Genomic DNA, 19409 nt, shown 5'->3' on the forward strand with positions numbered 1-19409 from the left:
AAAGGAGTTCTAAAATAGAAGTCTCCTTTTTTCATGCGCAAATTATTTTTCTTTATAGCGAAAATATCTAAAGTCGGCCGGAATATTGTTACCACTGGTATCTTGGCATTGCATCCCTACAAAGGCTCCCGTGAAAAATCCTCCTCCACGGATGTAATCATCTGATAATTTTTTCGATTCCAATGCAATGTCAATTTTGTGCCAATCTTCTTTGTTAAAAGAATAAAAATAATAATAATTTTCCTTTTCAATATTTACTTTTAAATATACATACTTTACTTCACGAGGAATAACAATTTTATTTTTTAATGGTTGTGAAAAAGAAAAGTTATCACATATTGTTAATTCAAGAATACGGCCAAGTTCTTCATCATGCGTGACTTGAAGAGCCGTCCAGTTTTCTGTATTGTAATAGTTCACCAATCCAGCAGCTTGTTGAAAATTCTCCGGATAAAACTCAACAGCCGTTTCTGCTTCAAAATGGAGACTTTGCCAACGTCTGGCCACAAATGCCTGAGTAAAAGTTGAGGTTAATGATTCATGACCGTATAATCGTAAATGATTTGGCACTTGAGTTAATGAACCTAATTCATTCGTAAACGGGATCCTTAAAGTTTGAAAATTTATATTTAATGTTGAGTCCTCAAATTCATCAACTTCCGGGTACGTTGCTTGAAACATTGTATTAGGTATAGAAGGCGCTTCTACCTCCAAGCTTCCTTCTTTTCCACCTACTACATAAGGCCATTCATCTTTCCAATCCAGTTTTTGAATAGCTGTTTCTCTGCCTAAAGGACAATATCCTCTCTGCTGAAAAATTGAATCATCGTCAGGATGAATGGGACGTCCCGTTAAATGAGCTAAATACCACTCATCTGTATGTGTTTGAACAATGGATGCATGCCCGCATTTTTGCAATGGATTTCCTGGATCATGCCATGATGTTAAGATTGGATTATCGGGATGAACTTCATATGGCCCCTCAATATTTTTAGAACGGGCAATTGTAGCAGCGTGTTCAAACCGTGTTCCTCCTTCTGCAGTCAATAAATAATAATAGTTCCCGATACGGTAAAGGTGCGGCGCTTCTGTCAGCTTTCTTTCAGTTCCTTTAAATATCACTTTCGGTTTACCGATTAGTTTTTGCTCCTTATCAGAATATTCCTGCATGACAATGCCTCCAAAGGAGTGCCGATCAATACGCTGATCCCATAACATATTTAATAAATATTTTTTTCCATCCGTATCATGGAACAAAGAAGCATCAAATCCTGAGCTATTTAATTTGATCAGCTCCCCCCAATCGCCATTAATCGTTTCACAAGTCACTAAATAATTGTGACAATCTTTCCAGGCGCCATCTACGACCTTAACATCCGTATAGATCAGCCAAAACTTTCCGTCACTGTAACTTAAACATGGTGCCCATACCCCGCCTGAATTAGGGTTTCCTTTCATGTCTAATTGTGAAACTCTCTGTAAAGGATGTGCGACTAAGCGCCAATTCACTAAATCTTTTGAATGGTGTATCTGGACACCTGGAAACCACTCAAATGTAGATACAGCGATATAATAATCCTCCCCTGCCCTGCAAATACTTGGATCGGGATTAAATCCTTTAAGTACTGGATTGGTAATCTTCATTTGGGACTCCTCCTCAGTCTATTTTCTTTTTTAAGCTTTGAAATCATCAATATGATCCAAATAAACTTTGTCTCTATTCTCTAATTCTCGAACCATGTTTTTATATTTTTTCTCATCTAAGTTATAGAAATTAATATCAATTAAAGCCAGAGCCAGCAAGAACACGGGAATAATGGTTGTTGTAATTAAAATCCCCGTTAATGCCGCCGGGGTTTGTGCCTGATTTGCCACATATCCAAACTTATCAAGAACCAGACCCGGAACAACTCCTCCTAAGGCCATACCAAACTTAAAGAAAAATCCGATGATAGCGTAAATAAGCCCACCCATTCTTTTCCCAGTCCTGTACTCTCCATATTCTATTGTTTCAGGAATAAGCGCCCACATATATCCCCCGGCAGTGAGACTTCCAGCAGCAGCGATTAAGCGACAGAAAAGTATGAGATATACATTACTTGGCGGAACAAACAGTAAAGCTAAGAGGCCGATTATATTCAGTAATAAAGCATAGTTTAGTAATTTCTTCTTCCCCAAAAATTGATGAAGCCTTGGAATAAACGGTAAAATGACCAAAGCGGGCAAACTTCCTATCAAACCGTACCACTTCACCAAATCCTCTCTTTCTAAGTTATACGTTACGTAATAAATGCCAACCGAATTACTGATGGAATTCACTCCAAAAATAATAATAAAGAAAATACTTAATACAACAAGTGGACGATTAACACGAAACTGCTCAAATATATCCGTAAATTTAATTTTTTCTTCGGATTTTTGAAGAGTGACACGCTCTTTTGTGCTTTTAAAACAAAAGATTAAAAGGCACCCTCCTATCAATCCTAAAATACCCATGGTTAGCTGCCAGCCAAGAGATTCGTTGCCGGAAGTATCGCTTAAATAAGCAGCCAATAAGGGAACAAAAAATGCAACGACAAGTCCCCCAAGATTCGCAAATAACATACGAACTGATGTTATACTAACCACTTCTTGATTATTTCTAGTCATTGCAGAAGTTAACGCGCCATATGGCACGTTAATCGTTGTGTATGTAAGCGACAAGCCAACATAGGTCATATAGGCATATATTAATTTCCCCATATCTGAAAAATCTGGTGTTGTAAAACAGAGTATTGCCAGTATGACAAATGGGAAAGCTCCGAATAAAAGATACGGTCTAAAGCGTCCAAACCTGCTATTTGTTCTGTCTACTACTGTTCCAATAAAAGGGTCAGCGAGAGCGTCGATGATTCTAACCACTAAGAACATGGTACCGGCTGCTGCTGCCGATAAACCAAATACATCTGTATAGAAGAACAAAAGATAAGTAGACACCGTTGCATAAATTAAATTACATGCAAAATCTCCAGAAGCATAGCCAACTTTTTCAGTCATGCTAATCTTCTTTACATTTTCACTGACCATGATCTTTCCTCCCTTTTCGATCATTAAATAAGGAACAGTATGCAATGGTATAAAAATTTCTCAAACTCACCTCGGCCGGCAATTGTTTATAAAAGCGCTTTCAATAAATCACAAAAAATATGAGTGGTTTAATTTCACAGTGCATTTTTCATCGTACAAAGCGATCTAATCAGCAAGCAGTAAATTCATCTTTTTAGTTGCACCCGTATACTTTGGAAAGGATTAAAGATACAACACTCTTTTGTTTTATATATTGTTTAGCTCCCATTGAATCGAGCCTCTTATTCCCCCCTTTATATTTAGAAGTAGCCTTATCTTATGGAACTAATAAAGTCATCTTCATTAGTTTGTTGATTAGACAAACTAACTTGACTTAATATTATAAAATCCTATCAACTTTTTCAATGTTTTTTCAGAAAATTTAAATTCCTGAAGCAAATATTGATTATTGCTTTTTTAAACAGTCAGTTTCTCAAATATCCTGATTATTCTCTTCAAAAAGATTTCATTCCTTCTAAGAACCCTGTGAAATTTTTAAATTCATATAAACTTTACTCTGAATAAAACAAAAAGCAGTCTATTCAGATCTGCTCCTTTACGTTCTCTTCTTTTAACTTTTTGTTTAGTTTGAAACTAATGAAGACATTGATCATTGCAGCTGGAACATATAAAATTCCTGCTCCCATTATTCCTAACGCAGTACTTGAACCTAATATAAAAGCCTGCATTTCTGTATTTCTTGACTTCAAACTAAGTAACACTAGAATACCCGCTATTACCCCTATAAATCGAGCAATGCCTGGAATAAAGAAATCAGTTAGGATTCCAAATATTTGTCCAATAATTGATAACACAATCCCCATAAAACTGGATAATACAACTAATGTTTTGATAGCTTTTCACCCCTTTTTAAATCCGTTTCCATTATTAAACCGCTTTTGATACAGGTCTACAAGTATAGGAGCCCGCTCTACAAACCCTCTCAGCTGCCATGCTTTTTGACTCACCATTCTCTTTCCGCTCTATTCCAATACAAATAAACACTCCTTCCCTTGCGATAATGGCGATTAGCTTTATTCAAAAACTCTGCAAAGAGCGGTGTATTCATACGTGAATGCCGGAGATGTGGAATAGAAAAGAGCATTTAACTTAATACTCTTTCCAGAAACTTATATACTTACTTTTCTTGTTTAAGCTCTTTCTTTTTATTCCTTTTGTAACCTGCATAAGAGCCGCCAAAAATAGCTATAAACATGGCAATCCAAATAAAAATGTTCAAGTCAACTCCCCCAATTTTAAATAAAACACTTCTTTTATCATGACCCCTTTCCTCTCCAATAAATGCTCATACCGTTTTATGGTTTAATAAAACTTCCAAGGAGTGGTTCTTTGTTTAAAGCTTCAAAAATACTGATTTCATGTGCAGCTTTAATTCTGGCTCAAAATCAGCCCCCCCTACCATGTATCCTTTTTAACCAGTTATCCAATTGTTCAAAATCTTCATTGATTTTCACGTCATTTAAAAAATTAGACTCCGAATAACAAAGTTCCACCTATAAAAAAGAAGAAAGGGAATAGTAACAAAATTGAATTTAAAATGATTCCCCATATAGCCCACCGTTTATTTGTCTTGATTGAACCTAACGCCAGCATTATCCCTATAGGTGAGAGTAATAGAGGGAACAATACCGGCATTCCTTGCCACGGCATTAAAATAATCCCTGTCAACAAATTAATTATTAATATAGCTGAGATAATTGGAAAAGCAAATGAAAATATGACTGCAGCTTTTTTTTAATTCATATTAAAAGTAAATCTCCGTTCTCTTTAAAATCGTATTTTTCATAAAAATATATTAAGACGTCATTGTCTACGATGCTATTGCTTCAACAACAGGTTCATTAATACTTTCAAAAGATGCCTCAAACCTTGCCTCAGATCACACTGCGCTTAATTCTTTTCTCGTATTCCGAAAAGATGTTTTATCTAAATGATTTTTTTCGTTAGTATCAAGGAAGTGAAGAAGCTTAATGCCATTCTATTCTATGTATTGAGTAGACTTCAATTAAAATTAAAAAAAGATCGGCAGATGCACGAACATCTAACCGATCTGCAATAGATATCTGATTCTCGTACTTCCACACTCAAACACTCTGTGTTCTCCCGGTTCCGTTACAGTTTCCTTCGTTGTACTGTAGACGTTTCACTAGCTGGTGATGGCTTCACAACTATTGGCAGCTGTTAAAACCTTAGCGGTATACACTGTGCCAGATTTGATGGCAATTTTCTGATTAAGCCTCATATTCTTGTCCATTGGGATTAAGATTTATTCGATGGAGGTTCAACATCATTGTATTAGGTTTACATCAATTACATTATAAAAGGCATTAGAGGTATCCGCAACGTCCCACACCCCTAGAATGACATGATAACCACTGCGATCTGCTGGCACATAAATTTTATGAGAAAGATTTGTATCTGCCTTTGAACCATCGTGATCAACTGTTCCAATTAATTCAAACTCATCTCTTGTTAATGGTTTGTTTGGATTCCAATCTTTCTTGGTTATATAATAGTGCCACTTTGATGTTGCGTGAGGAGCAGTATAGTGCCAAGTAAAGGTGTTTAGACCTCCATGCATGTTTTGTTTTACCCAATGATCTGCAGTCTGCCTGTCTAACCCAAAGTCAATTTGACCAAAGCCTCCATTTGCCGATGCAATTTTTCCATCTGGCGGACCTCCGGCTGGAAACCCTTTTAGTCCTTCTACCGATTGAGGATTATCAACTACAGAACCATACTTTTGTGTAGCTGCCGTCCAACCAATTATTTGTTTTTCTAATGATCCCATGTACGCTCTACTAGCAGGTTCTTTTATATACCCGTGTGCAGATACATCACCTGCAAATAAAGTAGCACCCACACTCAGAACAGCAGTTAGAACAGCGCCTTTGACAAAACCCTTCATTACCAACTCATTCCTCCCTTTTCTGTAAAATTTTTCTCTTCCCTACTATAATAATTCATTATATGTCAGGTAAACTCCTTCTTTTTTTTGATGGCGTAACACTTAAAAAACTTCATACTCCCCCCTCTTTTGTTCTTCCTACAGCTTTTTTTCGTCTTGATTACATGTATTCATGTAACTTTGAAATAAAGTCGTAACGTCTATAATAATGTTGCGCTGCCTTCTTTTCCTTAGAAAATTCTTGTCTAAAGTTTTGTTCTTTTTAACTAAACGAGCAGGTATAATTAAGCTATAAAAAGAAAACAAAACATCATAAGGAGGATTTTTGTGTTTCAAACCTTAGACCATTTTTTAAAATCTTGGGAGTTCGAAGCTGACGCTACACAGAAACTGCTAAATAGTCTAACTGATGAATCACTTAAACAAGCAATAACTTCACAAAATTGGACTTTAGGCCGTATTGCTTGGCATACTGTTGCTGCCATTCGCATCATTACCTCAAACACAAACTTAACGTTTCATGCCCCTGCTGAAGATTATCCTGTTCCTACTTCGGCTCAGTTTATAGCAGACAGCTATCATCAAGCCAGCAATGCGTTTGTACAGGCATTAACTACCCAATGGACTGATCATACACTTCAAGAACGTATCAACTTTATTGGTCAACAATTGCCAAATGGTTCACTTTTGATGTTTTTGATTCAACATCAAAATCACCATCGAGGACAAATGACTGTTCTTATGAGACAAGCAGGATTAACTGTTCCAGGTATTTATGGTCCAGCTAAAGAGGAATGGACAAGATTCGGTTTGGAACCCCCGCAAATGTAAGCAGCCTTTATAACGAAGTTAACCTATTACAAAATATAAAAGCATGTTTCGATGATTTTTTTTCAAAACATGCTCTTCCTTTTGTTCATTTAATCAATGTTGATTAACATGAGAAATAATATCTGGCATTTTTCTAATCTCCTTTTTGAATAATGTTTTGATACACATTAAAATGGGTAAAAATTTATAAGGTGATTTCTTTGAATCATGATCAAAAAGTTACTCATTACTCTTCATTATTTTTTCAACGATCATCGTGTTGGTGGCCGCAATCTTTCCTGAATACACTTCTTGGTTTGTGACTGTTTTCTTTTTGAGTTTTGCACTTATATATACTCTCCAAAAACATAAAGCAAGTTCGTCAATTTCTTATATTCCATATTTCTTGTTCATCGTTGCATTGGTTTACACATTAGTAAATATATAGTTTTAATCCTACTAGAATTGTCTCAAATAAAATGCCCTGCATGTAAGAATGTCTCCTGCCATTTCAGTGTTCTAAGTAGGAGATGGTATTTTGTTTATATCGCCAATGTTTCTGCCTTCAATATAGTTCAATTCCACTCTTCCTCTAAAATAGCGTAATAATATTCATCCCACCATTCATTGCCTTTAGGAATACATTTTTTAAAAAAGCCTTCTCTTCTCATTCCAATCTTCTCCATAACTCGGTATGATGGGATATTCTCAGGTTGACACGTAGCTATCATCCTATGTAAGTTCATTTCTTTAAATCCATATTCCAAGATAGCTTGTGCTGCTTCAGAAGCATACCCTCTATTTTGATAATTCGGATTAAACACCCACCCAATCTCATATGTATGTTCACCAAAATACTTATAAAAAACAATATGGCCTATAAGAGAATCTTCATCTTTTAGTATTACAGGAAAATTTTCAGCGTTATCACCTTTGTTTTTATTTACAAATGTTTTTGCATCTTCTTCAGTAAAAACCCCTTCTGGTATATACTTCATAACATTCATATCTGACGTATACTCATATACAGCTTTCCAATCTTTGAATTCAAATTCACGTATCAATAACCTTTTTGTTGTTATATGCATTAAAATATCTCCCATCAAAAATAATTACACTTAAATCTTTATTCGATATTAAAACAATAATAACCTCTTTAAATACTATCCTTATACAACAATCTGGGCCCTTGCACACAAAGGGTAGGCGTCTCAGCTATATCTTCTTGTAGACTTCTGTGTACGCCTTTAATTGGTCACGTAAATCGTTGCTCTTATGCTCTAATCGCTTGACTTTCCGCTTTAATGATTCAATAATCGCGTCTTTTTTATTTTCATTCATATCCCTTTGCAGCTTTCTTTTTCATTTTTAAAGCTATTTACACAAAAAAGAGGCTATCCACAAAATGAAAATTTCAGGGATAACCTCTTTTTTATCAATTTCTAATCAATCATCTAGCTTTCACTCCATAAAAGCTTCTGAATAATGAACGACACCTTGCACATCTTCAAGAGAATGATCTGCTAATTCCAGAGCCATAAATACTTCATCAGGCACCTCAAAGGGCGCTTTTATATTCCATAAGCTAGCTGGCTTAAAACCAAACTTCGGATAATAATCTTTATGTCCTAAAACAATTACTGAACGATAACCAAGCTCTATTGCTTTTTTTAACCCAGCACGAATTAATTGACTCCCGATTCCTTTTTTCTGGTTCTCAGGCGCAACAGAAACTGGAGCAAGTGCCAAAGAATCGACTGCATTATCGCCATCTATGATTTGGATTTTAGATAAAAGGATATGACCTACGATATCTTTGTTTTGATGTAATGCAACTAATGAAAGTTCAGGAATGAATGCATCTGATTTTCTAATCTTATTTACAAGTATGTGTTCTTTCTTGTCGCTATATTCTACTTTTGAAAAAGCTCTTTTAATCATTTCTTCAGACGTATGATATTCTTCAGTGAGCTCTTGCCTAATTGAGATTTCCATATTCATATCCCCTGTTCTTTTAGTTAATTGCCATAAGCTTTTTCTTCAACAGCCTTAATACTTGTTGTTTAGAACGTTGTTATATTAAATCTTTTCTTGATTCTTTATAAATACTGAATCCCAGAACCAGTACACCGCCGCTGCTACAAAACTCAAATAATAAAAGTTCACATGTTGAACCTCAGTAAGCACATAAGTTGGATCACTGGCTAAGGAGAACAAGAATAATGCGATTAGCGCTACGATTATGTAAATCAATAAGTACAGCACACTAAATTTCTTTACTTTTTTTCGAAGTAATATTTGCAATGGAATAGCAAATACTGTATATGGGATGAATGCATAAAATGGTATGATGAAAATTGTTATCAGCATCCAAGGTTCGAAATTAGAATAAGCAAAACCATAAAACCCAATAATAATCCCGTATGTAATGCATGAGAGCGCTAGTGTAAGACTATATCTAGCGACATTTTTTTTATTAAAACTCAAAGCTTTAACCTCCAAAAAATATAGCTCAAATCTTTTCTTTAAAAAAGAATTGTTATTCAGTTATCCAAACTTCAAATAACAAAATCCCACCTATAAACCAGAAAAAAGGAAATAGAAACATAATTCCATTTAAGACTATTTCATATATGCACACCGTTTATTTGACTTTATTGAAACCAACGCAAAAAACATTCCTATAGGAGAAAGCAATAATGAAAAAACATCGGCATACTTTGCCATGGAATTGAGATACTCCCATAAAAATAATAGATAGCTCAGATAATTGGAATAGCGATTGAAAAAATAGCTGCAGCTTTTTTAACATTCATATTGATAGCAAGTCTCCCTTCTCTTAAATTCGTAGTTTTATTTAGACTTTTTCCCAGGAATGTCTTAACCTTTTTCTTTCTATTTAAAAACAATAGCTTTTTATAGCTCCTTAATTAAAACACTACACATCAACTTCTGGGTTTCCCGCTCAATTTCTCTTACATTATTAAACTGCCCGCTAGGTCAATTATAGATTTAAAAACATCATCTTCCATTACTTCTTTCTCCTTCTTTGAGAAAAATTGTATCATTTTTATATAACTTTTTTCAATTAATTCTAGTGGTGCCTCTTTTAATGTTAGTTCGAATTCAATAAAGTGATCAAACTTGGAATACAAGGCTTCTCCTCATGACTTTTTAATTTCTTCTCTAGATTTATAGTTAGAAGGTAGAAGTGCAGATAATGATTGCTTTTGAAATATCTGCTACATAGTGTTTATCAACTAAAATGCCTTATTTTATAAAATGCGCTATGAAATACTGCAGGAGCTTTATCAAATTCATCAAGCAATATAACATTAGATGAACGATTTAATAAGTCTCTTGCTAAGGACGACCCATTGGCAAAGATTAGTTATTATTGCGATCGTTTCAACAACTCAACTATATAAAAACTATCTTTTATTTAGATATCGTTATTGAACTCCAATCAAACGTTTCGAGAATTTTAAGCAACCTTTCAACTTTTGGTGCTCTCCAAGCTGTCATAGCCCGTATGAACCTTTTTCGTATAGTGGTAATGATTTTGTTTTATGTACTGTTTTTCCTCCGCTTTAGTTAGAAACATTGTATTTTGATAAATGTAATGAACCTCTGTTTCTGGTATCAGATCAGCGCCACTGTCTACATATTCATGTATCCAATCTAATGCGGAAGCCTCACACTCTATATCTTCCATCGCTTCTGAAGACAATTCATCATTCTTCTTGATGTCCTTTAGACAACTTTCCAGCTCATAGGATTCGCCATCTTCAGGAATGTAAACAGAATAGCGTTCCGCATCATCATCTGAAGTCTTAATCCATTTATAATCTCCTATAGACCAAAACCGCGGTGCAGCTTGAGAGCCATGATCCTGCGTTTTCAATTCGTTTTGAGGTCTTTCAAAAGCTGAATATCTTGATTCATTCGTTTCCCCCTAATTTGTTTAAAACCACGATTTTGAAAATAAATAGGCTTTTATGATCCTTCATTCACTTCTAAATAAACTCCAGATATTGCATAATAAATGAATAATATGTAAATGGAGTTGATATAATTGAACCCTCGGAAAATTTTATTGAGTTCTGCTTTAACATTCGGCATGCTAATATCCGCTGTTCCTGCCTTGGCAACGAATGTATCATCTGAAGTTGTTGTGAAAAATGATGAATATGAGTACGACACCATATATCAGCTTAGTCCCATACCAAACTTCAAGCCTTCTCTTGAATACAATGGTTATACTTATACTCTTACAAATTTTTATTTTGATTACTCAATAGGATTTTATAAGGCTATTTATACAAAAGTTGTTTAAACTTATAAGCGGCTTTTTAGCTCCTTTTTCTTGTTTTAAGCAAGGTGTTTCTTCCTATGTGATCTTTTATTTATGAAATCAACCGTAATATCTACTTTTGCTGGTTCCTTCTTTTCTGTTGCGCTGAGTAATAACAATCACTTGGCTATATTTTGATTCCTCAATGATCTCGACTGATTAACCCTTAGATGTAATATAAGTACTAGGATCGTGTACGATATACGACTTGACGGTATTGGGTGACAATTTGACAGAGAAATTTAATGCACTTCTAACTTTTTTAACTGCAATGGGAATCATTGTTGACCCGACAACTCTCAAGGTATTTCTGATAGTGAACAAGCAATGGATTTTGATTTACCGAAATAAAACCCCTACCCTTCTCTTAATCGAGGAGGGTATTTTTTTCGCTTTTTAAGAAAACGTTAATCTTCCTTAAACACGTAAATATGATAAAATATTACATATTTAGTCTATTGGATACATAGAGGGAGGGATTTCAATGGAGCAATTAATTCCGTCATCCACGGTTGGAGTTAAAATCAATGAGTGGTATAAATACATACGGATGTTCGCCGTTCCAGATTCAGAGATATTGAAAGCAGAGATTGAAGAAGAAATTAAACATATGAAGGAAGACCAAGACTTATTGCTGTATTATTCTCTAATGTGTTTTCGTCATCAGCTAATGCTGGATTACCTTGAACCTAAGTCATTGAATGAAGCACGTCCTAAAATTTCAGACTTATTAGAAAAGATCGAAAGCAGCCAAACAAAGCTTAAAGGTGTCCTGGAATACTACTGCAATTTCTTTAGAGGAATGTATGAATTTGATAAGAAGGATTATATAAATGCAATAAGGTCATATAAAATTGCTGAGAAAAAGCTTGCTTTAGTAACAGATGAAATTGAACGAGCTGAGTTTTATTTCAAAATGGCTGAAGTGTATTATCACATGAAACAAACCCATGTATCAATGCACTATGCTGAAGCAGCCCTTAACATTTATAAAGACCAAAAAACTTATACTGTTCGCCGAATACAATGTGCATTTGTTGTAGCAGGCAACTTTGATGATCTGGAAAGTCATGAAAAAGCAGTTCCCCATCTTCAGAGAGCCCTAAAAGACTCAAAAGCCATAAACAAACATAAACTAATTGGTGCATCATTATATAATTTGGGAAACTGTTATTATAAGATGAAAGAGTATGACAAAGCTGCTGAATATATTGAACAAGCAGTTTCATTGTATGAAAGAGATAAAAGCGATCTCCTCCCTCACACGTTATTTACGCTGACACAAATTCACTTTAAAATGAAGGATATTGAAAAAGCCTTGGTTCTTTACAAAAAAGGAATCGAGAAAGCAAAAGCAATAAATGACGATGTCTTAATTGCTGAGTTTAATTACTTAAAGGCTTTATATATCGACTCTATAGATAAACGCACAGTTTTCCGAACTTTTTCTGTACTTAAAGATAATGTTATGTATCCAGATTTAGAGGAATTAGCACTCGACACGGCTAATTATTGTAAGGAGATAGGGCAATTTGAAAACTCAACCACCTTTTTTGACGCCATGGTGGATGTCCGAATCCAAATACAAAGAGGAGAGTGTTTATATGAAATTTAAACTTGCATTAGCCACCTTGTCAGTTTTCGTTGGATTAGCAGTGTTTAGTGGCTTTTCATCCTCGAATGACCAAGAATTCCATGAAGCTAAAAGGAACATTACTTCTATTCAACCAACCAAGTTTTTTGTTTAATGTTAAAACCCTTCTCAATGAGAAGGGTTTTAACTCTTATGTCCACCAACTTGTTACCCTTTATTCTGAACTTTGTTCAAGCAGCTCTAAGGGAAACTTGGCTAACTGGCCTACAGTCGATATCCCCATTCGGTTCAGGTTCCTTTCTACCCTCCCTCCTATCCCCATTTTAGACAACAACGAATGAACATTCTAAAGCCTTATTTGGCACATCTTCATATCTCCAACGTGCATTTGTTTTCTTACTCTCCAGGTCAAGTGCAAGCTTACTGAGTAACATATTGTCTCCAATACCTACTGTGCACATCAAACCAAATTCTCTCCACATGCTGCTTTGGATTGCTTTGGCCATTTCTTCAGGATCTTCTTTTCCTGCAATGCGGATTTCCCACGCTAAGCAATTATTACATAAAAAAGCCGGATCCCCACTCTATGGGGATCCGGCTTTGCTTATTGTTAGAGTATTATTTTTTTCATTTTTTTATATTTCATCGACTCTCTAATCTTGTCGAAGAATAGCTATGGCCTCAATGTGTGTAGCAAGCCATCAAATATTCAACATTCACTAAGTGTCCTTATCTCTGCTCAAGAGATAAAAGAATGAACAGTATAACCGTTCTTTTATCCATTTAAGGTCGTCCATTATAACAAGATCTCAATTGATAAGCCATTACAATATTTCAATGTACCCTTCTGTTCCATTCACACGAATTCGTTGCCCGTCTTTGATTGATCTGGTAGCATTTTCAACTCCAACAACTGCAGGTAAGCCATATTCACGCGCTATCACTGCTCCATGGGTCATCAGTCCACCAACTTCGGTGACTAGGCCTTTTATGGATACAAACAATGGTGTCCAGCTAGGGTCAGTAAAGGAAGTGATTAATATATCTCCAGCTTCTAGATCAGCATCTTCCATGTTTAAGATGACACGTGCTCGCCCCTCTATAACTCCGGAGGAAACAGGGAGACCTACAATCGCTCCAGCTGGGAGATTTTCTCGTTTGTACTCGCCCGTCATGATTTCACCATCAGACGTGATAACACGTGGTGGAGATAGTTTTTCATATAATTTATACTCGTCTTTTCGTTTGCTTATGATTTGGTAATCCAGTTTATTTGTGCGTACGACTTCGTGAAGTTCTTCAAAAGTGAGATAGTAGATATCTTCTTTTTCATGAATAACGCCCACTTTTACGAGTTGTTCGGCTTCTTTCAGTAAAGCCTGCTTATAAACGAAGTAGCGATTAACCATGCCGTATTTTGGATATTCCCGATAACCGATGAAATTCCGGATTATGTCGATCATTCGTTTGGTTTCTTTGGCTTTTTGTTCACCATCCGGTAATTGCTTCAATCGATCTAATAGCTCTTGTTCTTTCTTCAAAGCCTCCTGTCGCCCTTGCTCAAATTTCCGATGGCTGGCATTAGGCTCAAAGTTTTTGATATTATTAAGAATCATTGGGACAAGTGTAGTTGGTTTTTCGCTCCACCGAGTTCTTGTAATATCAATTTCTCCAGCACATCGCATCCCGTATTTGTTGAGATAAGCATAGATAGCGTCTTGGATTTTCTGTCCATTTTCAAACTCAACCAGCTCATCCAAAAAGTGATCATTTTTTACATGCTGTAAATAAGAAATTACTTCTGGATAAGGACGGATCACGTCTGCGACGTCCAATAGCGCAAGACCCATTTCTGAAGTAATATTATGAGGTACAGATTGAGAAAGCGTATCTGCTGCGTTTTTTTCGCCTAACCACTCGTTCATTTTTTCGTTAATCCATGATGTAGCATTTATAGCAGCCATAAACACAGCTGAACTTTGTGGGTCAAATAAGATCTTCTTTAATTGCTGGATATCTTCGAGAATAAAATCAAACAAATCCGATCCCGATTTCGTTTGGATGTTTTGTTTTAACTCTTCTATCGATGTTTGACTTCGCTTAATCAAATTAGAAACGATTGTCGGATCGTTCTCGAATTGTGACAGCATATCTGTATTATTACTTCGGTTGGGAATCGTTGCTGTTTTATCATTTGGTATCGACTTAATGAAATCTCGTCGCTCAATTGTGGTCATAAGTGCGTCTTTTAAGAGCGGATCGTGTTGTCCCATGCCATTTAATAAAAATTCTCTGCTGTCAGGTGATGCCAGATTATGTGTGACATCAACAAATAACCTTCCACCAGCTTTATGCATGGGTGCAGAAGTCGTCAACAGAAAAAAAGACAATCCCAATGGTTTTATGGGATCCGTCATCATTTGTTGATGACCAACAGAGATATAGACGTGATTTTCTTGATCGCTCGCTTCAGGGATGGGGTATAAAGTTGTGATTGGACGACTCTGGACAATATAAAAAGTATCGTCAACCAAACACCATTCGATATCTTGCGGGCAACCAAAGTGGGCTTCGATCTGTCTCCCGATGCGTGCCAGTTGTAGAATTTGTTCATCAGTAAGTGTTTGAGTATTTTGCTGAGTAGGCTCGATCTGCTGTGTTTCTGTTCCTCCTTCTTTTCGTCCATAGATAGCCAATTTTTTGGCTGCTATCATCTTATCGACGATTTGCCCATCCTGTACTTTATAACAATCGGCAGATACCAAGCCAGAGACCAGTGCTTCACCAAGTCCAAAACCGGCATCGATGGATAACACCTTTCTGTTGGAAGTGATTGGATCAGCGGTAAATAAAATCCCCGAAGTCTGTGGGAAAACCATCCTTTGAATGATAACAGATAAATAAACTTGGGTATGGTCGAATCCATTTTGCATGCGGTAGATTACCGCGCGATCCGTAAATAGGGAAGCCCAGCATTTGCTGATATGCAGCAAGATCGCTTCTCTGCCGATAATATTTAAATAGGTATCTTGCTGACCGGCAAAAGAGGCATGTGGTAAATCTTCAGCAGTCGCACTCGAACGCACGGCATAGGCATGTTCCTCGCCAAACTGGGAGAGATAGTGAGCAACTGCTTTCACAACATCGGAAGGAATTTCAACTTCCATAATGATTTGTCGAATCTTTCTGCTGATTTTACCAATTTGTTCTCGATCCTCAACTTTTAGCATGGCCAATTGATCCAACAACACTTGTAACGTTTCGTTTTGTTCGATGGCTTTTTGATATCCTACTGTTGTGACACAAAATCCTTCTGGTACTTGCAGACCTTGAATTTTAGATAATTCCCCTAAATTTAATCCTTTCCCTCCAACAAGCAAATGCTGTGTTTTTTCAATTTCGTGAAAACCAAGAACCAAAGAACTCATTCTACATCTCCCCTTCAAAAATAATAATTGACAAAGAGCTTTTCAGTATGATATATTAAAAATATAAGATGGATATCTATAACTTTTTATACAGAAAGCACACGTAGTCTGATTATATCACCGTGTCTATTATTGTGCAATATAAAAAGAACCTGGGCTATTTGGGACTGACCCCCGTTTTTGAGACAGGGATCAAAACACCTTTTAAACAGCCAATCACCGATAGCTTATCGGTGATTGGCTGTTTAGTTTCGTTTGAATACGAATGTTGTTATAATAATAAATGTATTCTTTGACAGTGCGTTCTACGATGGCGGTCGTGGTTCGATCAATGCTGTTAAGATAGAACGTTTCAGACTTTAGTGAGGAATGAAACGATTCGATGGAGGCATTATCAGCGGGCGTCCCTTTGCGGGACATGCTCTTGGTAATGCCTTTTGTTTTAACAGCTTTCTGATACTCATAATAAGTGTATTGCTTTCCAACAGGCTGTTCTAATCGATGTGTATCCCCAGCCTTATGCCATCTAACCCATGTCTGAACCTGCGTCTTATTCTTGATATTCAATTCCTGCATGATCTCTTTCATAGGCACGCCTGCCAATCTCATTTCTACAGCCTTCTGTTTGACTTCAATCGAATAACTCACTCTTGTTCCCATGCAAAAAACACCTCCAAGTCTAATTTCGGCTAACAATCATCCGTTTTCAAACTTGAAGGTGTTTTTTATTTGTCTCATCTTATGGGGTCAGTCCCCCCTGTCCTTTAAGGAAAACGACTTTTTTATACGACTTCTTCAAGTAAATCCCCATTAACCTTTTTTGGGGACTATTTGTAATCTCTGCGCAGTTAAATTATACCTGTGCTAGCCCGCCATCTACGAACAATTCAACACCCGTCAAGTAACTGCTTTCGTCTGAAGCAAGGAAAGATACAGCGTTTGCTACTTCTTCAGGTGTCCCAACTTTTCCAGCTGGAACAGTATTTCTGGCATTTTCCATTGCTCCTTCAAGTGCATCACCAAAAAGCTCATCGTATGCAGGTGTAAGAATAACTCCTGGACTAACCACATTTACACGGATTTCAGTACCTTTTAGGTCAAGAATCCAGTTGCGAACTAGTGCCCTTAATGCTGCTTTTGATGCTCCATATACACTAAACGCTGGGTTGCCAATTGATCCAGCAGTAGAGCCCGTTACAATAATAGAACCTACTTTGTCCGGGAATAGTGATAACGCTTTTTGAACAGTAAAGATGGTTCCTTTAACGTTAATGTCGAACGTTCTATCAACCTGCTCTTCAGTAATTTCACCTAATGGAAGGAAGTTGCCGGTGCCTGCATTAGCAAAAAGAATGTCCAGCTTACCTTTTTCCTGCTTTATAATGTCATATAGTTTGTCTAAGTCTTCAAGCTTAGAAATATCACCTTGAACACCGGTTACGTTCTTGCCAATTTGGTTAACAGCTTTATCAAGTTCGTTTTGTCTACGTCCCGTGATATAAACATATGCACCTTCGTTTACAAATTTTTGTGCTGTAGCAAGACCAATCCCACTTGTTCCACCCGTTACAAGCGCTATTTTACCTTCAAATTTACCCATACTTAACACTCCTTTAGAATTAATTTTATTTTATATCTAGTACCTTTAAGTACTTGAAGAACAACTTACAAGATATAGTATCCTTCAGTAAGCACATTATCGGAAGTACCCACTTTTTTGTGATATAGTAACTAAAAAGTAATAAATGTGGAATGGAGAGCTTTAGACATGAAAAAATTTAGCTGTGGGTTCGAAGTGACAAAGGAAGTTATTGGCGGAAAATGGAAAGGCCTTGTATTATACTTTTTAATGAATGGACCAAAGAGAACGAGTGAATTAAAGCGCATTGTCCCAAATATAACTCAGAAAATGCTGATTCAAACACTTAGAGAGCTTGAAGACAGTGGACTTGTGAGCAGAAAGATGTATAATCAAGTACCGCCGAAGGTTGAATATTCATCCACTGAACTTGGAGAATCTCTTAAACCTATCTTGCAGGAGCTCTGTCAATGGGGAAGTCATTATGCGGAGCAAGAGTATGCAGAAGGTGAATATGAAATTGTACAACCAGAATAACTAAAGTTAGGATTGATGTAGCTGCTGAAGTAAATGCTAAACAACTTCAATACCATCACCTAACAGATGAAGAACAGTCAAAAATAAATGAGATATTCAATTTTGAAAGTGAAGTTCTAATAAGAAGTGTCATGGACTATATTCAGGAGAACTTTGATGAAATTCAAAAAAGAGCTGTTTCAAATGTTAAAGAGAAGGTTCAGAAACTTAGCCAAAAAATAAATGAAGATATTGATAATAATATTTAATGCCTATGATCTCTAGATAGGCATTTTTTTGTGCATAAAAAAAGACCTGAATTAAAAATCCAGGTCACACTACTCCCCTGTATTCACCTTATTATTTAGTACGTTTTTATTGATTTAACTATGTTTATGACAACTCTTACATGTACACTTCGGGTCACACTCAGGTCATAAAATGACTTTTACCTGTTTCAAATCATCCAATACAAACTAATCATTGTACAGTAATCTACCCTATCTCTCTTCAGTTCATATTTTCACAGTAAACTCAAACATAAAATAACAAAGTACTCCTTGCATTTCCTCATCCGTCATGCTATATTCATATAGCGATGAGCTGAATTGTGTAAGCCGATGTACATGCCCTTTGCGGCACACACGAATGTGGCGTGTGGTGCATCGCCTCAATACGCAAAGACGTTTGCCTCTTAGGCAAACGTCTTTTTTGTGTTATCCGATTTTTGTTCCGTTTGGTAATGGTTGTTCAGGCTGAAGCAGGACGACATCGCCTTGACCGGGAATGCCGCCGAGGACTAAGACTTCGGATTTAAAACCTGCAATTCGGCGCGGCGGGAAGTTCACGACAGCGATAATTTGTGTGTTGGCCAGTTCTTCTGAGCAATAGCGCTTTGTGATTTGCGCGCTTGATTGTTTAATGCCGATTTCTTCTCCAAAATCAATGAACAGTTTAATCGCCGGGACTCTTGCTTCAGGGAACTCTTCCGCTTTGATAATGGTGCCAGTTCTGATATCCAGTTTTTCAAAATCTTCAATTACAGCCATCATTATATCTCCTTTTTCTTACTATTTTAAAAGAGACACCAGCTA

General features: G+C 36.4%; 18 protein-coding genes and 4 pseudogenes. 7 read left to right on the top strand and 15 right to left on the bottom strand.

What is annotated here, in order from left to right; translation table 11 throughout:
* Positions 1–42 precede the first annotated feature (42 nt).
* The 3 genes from xynB to AU387_RS18280 all read right to left on the bottom strand — a co-directional run bounded on the left by xynB (position 43) and on the right by AU387_RS18280 (position 3929).
* Positions 43–1644, bottom strand: a complete 1602-nt coding sequence (gene xynB / locus AU387_RS18270) for a xylan 1,4-beta-xylosidase (protein WP_059336545.1) — start codon at positions 1642–1644, stop codon at positions 43–45.
* 30 nt (positions 1645–1674) lie between these two features.
* The gene (locus AU387_RS18275) at positions 1675–3066 is read right to left on the bottom strand and encodes an MFS transporter (protein ID WP_044155618.1); all 1392 of its coding nucleotides are present in this window, start codon (positions 3064–3066) and stop codon (positions 1675–1677) included.
* 581 nt (positions 3067–3647) lie between these two features.
* Positions 3648–3929, bottom strand: a complete 282-nt coding sequence (locus AU387_RS18280) for a hypothetical protein (RefSeq protein ID WP_059336546.1) — start codon at positions 3927–3929, stop codon at positions 3648–3650.
* A 237-nt stretch (positions 3930–4166) separates the two neighbouring features.
* Between AU387_RS18280 and AU387_RS22410 the strand changes: the two are divergent.
* Positions 4167–4214 (top strand): annotated as a pseudogene (locus AU387_RS22410) (hypothetical protein); the annotation flags it as partial.
* A 379-nt stretch (positions 4215–4593) separates the two neighbouring features.
* Here the strand turns inward: AU387_RS22410 and AU387_RS22325 are convergent.
* Both AU387_RS22325 and AU387_RS18290 read right to left on the bottom strand, forming a co-directional pair.
* Positions 4594–4845, bottom strand: a complete 252-nt coding sequence (locus tag AU387_RS22325; protein WP_332455479.1) for a hypothetical protein — start codon at positions 4843–4845, stop codon at positions 4594–4596.
* A 568-nt stretch (positions 4846–5413) separates the two neighbouring features.
* Positions 5414–6034, bottom strand: a complete 621-nt coding sequence (locus tag AU387_RS18290) for a lytic polysaccharide monooxygenase auxiliary activity family 9 protein (RefSeq protein WP_059336679.1) — start codon at positions 6032–6034, stop codon at positions 5414–5416.
* Between the two features lie 327 nt (positions 6035–6361).
* Between AU387_RS18290 and AU387_RS18295 the strand changes: the two genes are divergently transcribed.
* Together AU387_RS18295 and AU387_RS22155 are read left to right on the top strand one after the other, a co-directional pair.
* A complete protein-coding gene (locus tag AU387_RS18295) occupies positions 6362–6865 on the top strand; it encodes a DinB family protein (protein ID WP_059336548.1) in 504 nt (167 codons plus the stop codon).
* Between the two features lie 200 nt (positions 6866–7065).
* A pseudogene (locus tag AU387_RS22155) lies at positions 7066–7292 on the top strand (hypothetical protein).
* Between the two features lie 127 nt (positions 7293–7419).
* On the opposite strand, the gene AU387_RS18300 reads toward AU387_RS22155, so the two are convergent.
* From AU387_RS18300 to AU387_RS18320, 5 genes and pseudogenes are all read right to left on the bottom strand, one after another.
* Positions 7420–7932: a GNAT family N-acetyltransferase gene (locus AU387_RS18300; protein WP_044155603.1), complete on the bottom strand. Its 513-nt coding sequence runs from the start codon at positions 7930–7932 to the stop codon at positions 7420–7422.
* Between the two features lie 373 nt (positions 7933–8305).
* A complete protein-coding gene (locus AU387_RS18305; protein ID WP_059336549.1) occupies positions 8306–8839 on the bottom strand; it encodes a GNAT family N-acetyltransferase in 534 nt (177 codons plus the stop codon).
* Positions 8840–8923: 84 nt separating this feature from the next.
* Positions 8924–9346 (bottom strand): UPF0715 family protein, encoded by a 423-nt coding sequence (locus tag AU387_RS18310; RefSeq protein WP_306481471.1) that lies wholly within the window; start codon positions 9344–9346, stop codon positions 8924–8926.
* A gap of 37 nt (positions 9347–9383) precedes the next feature.
* Positions 9384–9603 (bottom strand): annotated as a pseudogene (locus AU387_RS22330) (hypothetical protein).
* Positions 9604–10340: 737 nt separating this feature from the next.
* On the bottom strand, positions 10341–10748 hold the full coding sequence (locus AU387_RS18320) for a hypothetical protein (protein WP_232460779.1): 408 nt from the start codon (positions 10746–10748) through the stop codon (positions 10341–10343).
* Between the two features lie 171 nt (positions 10749–10919).
* Between AU387_RS18320 and AU387_RS20835 the strand changes: the two genes are divergently transcribed.
* The 3 genes from AU387_RS20835 to AU387_RS21730 all read left to right on the top strand — a co-directional run bounded on the left by AU387_RS20835 (position 10920) and on the right by AU387_RS21730 (position 12946).
* Positions 10920–11180 carry a hypothetical protein gene (locus AU387_RS20835; RefSeq protein WP_082687961.1) on the top strand — a complete coding sequence of 87 codons (261 nt, stop codon included), beginning with the start codon at positions 10920–10922 and terminating at the stop codon, positions 11178–11180.
* A gap of 502 nt (positions 11181–11682) precedes the next feature.
* Positions 11683–12813, top strand: coding sequence for a response regulator aspartate phosphatase (locus tag AU387_RS18330; RefSeq protein WP_059336552.1), 1131 nt, complete (start codon positions 11683–11685; stop codon positions 12811–12813).
* Positions 12803–12946: a hypothetical protein gene (locus tag AU387_RS21730; RefSeq protein WP_162264507.1), complete on the top strand. Its 144-nt coding sequence runs from the start codon at positions 12803–12805 to the stop codon at positions 12944–12946. The genes AU387_RS18330 and AU387_RS21730 overlap by 11 nt, the downstream gene beginning before the upstream one ends.
* A gap of 46 nt (positions 12947–12992) precedes the next feature.
* Here the strand turns inward: AU387_RS21730 and AU387_RS18335 are convergent.
* The 4 genes and pseudogenes from AU387_RS18335 to AU387_RS18350 form a co-directional block, all read right to left on the bottom strand.
* Positions 12993–13322, bottom strand: a pseudogene (locus AU387_RS18335) (Y-family DNA polymerase); the annotation flags it as partial.
* 294 nt (positions 13323–13616) lie between these two features.
* Positions 13617–16220: a phosphoenolpyruvate synthase gene (gene ppsA, locus AU387_RS18340; RefSeq protein ID WP_059336553.1), complete on the bottom strand. Its 2604-nt coding sequence runs from the start codon at positions 16218–16220 to the stop codon at positions 13617–13619.
* A gap of 216 nt (positions 16221–16436) precedes the next feature.
* Positions 16437–16880, bottom strand: coding sequence for an IS3 family transposase (locus AU387_RS18345; protein ID WP_059336554.1), 444 nt, complete (start codon positions 16878–16880; stop codon positions 16437–16439).
* Positions 16881–17073: 193 nt separating this feature from the next.
* Entirely contained in the window at positions 17074–17820 is a 747-nt protein-coding gene (locus tag AU387_RS18350; RefSeq protein WP_059336555.1) for an SDR family NAD(P)-dependent oxidoreductase, read from the bottom strand.
* Between the two features lie 168 nt (positions 17821–17988).
* On the opposite strand from AU387_RS18350, the gene AU387_RS18355 reads away from it, so the two are divergent.
* Positions 17989–18336: a winged helix-turn-helix transcriptional regulator gene (locus tag AU387_RS18355; protein WP_059336556.1), complete on the top strand. Its 348-nt coding sequence runs from the start codon at positions 17989–17991 to the stop codon at positions 18334–18336.
* Positions 18337–19031: 695 nt separating this feature from the next.
* Here the strand turns inward: AU387_RS18355 and csaA are convergent.
* Positions 19032–19364, bottom strand: coding sequence for a chaperone CsaA (gene csaA, locus AU387_RS18360; RefSeq protein WP_044155587.1), 333 nt, complete (start codon positions 19362–19364; stop codon positions 19032–19034).
* Positions 19365–19409: the final 45 nt, after the last annotated feature.

Origin of the sequence: Bacillus halotolerans, from assembly GCF_001517105.1 — a bacterium.
GTDB classification, from domain to species: Bacteria; Bacillota; Bacilli; order Bacillales; family Bacillaceae; genus Bacillus; species Bacillus halotolerans.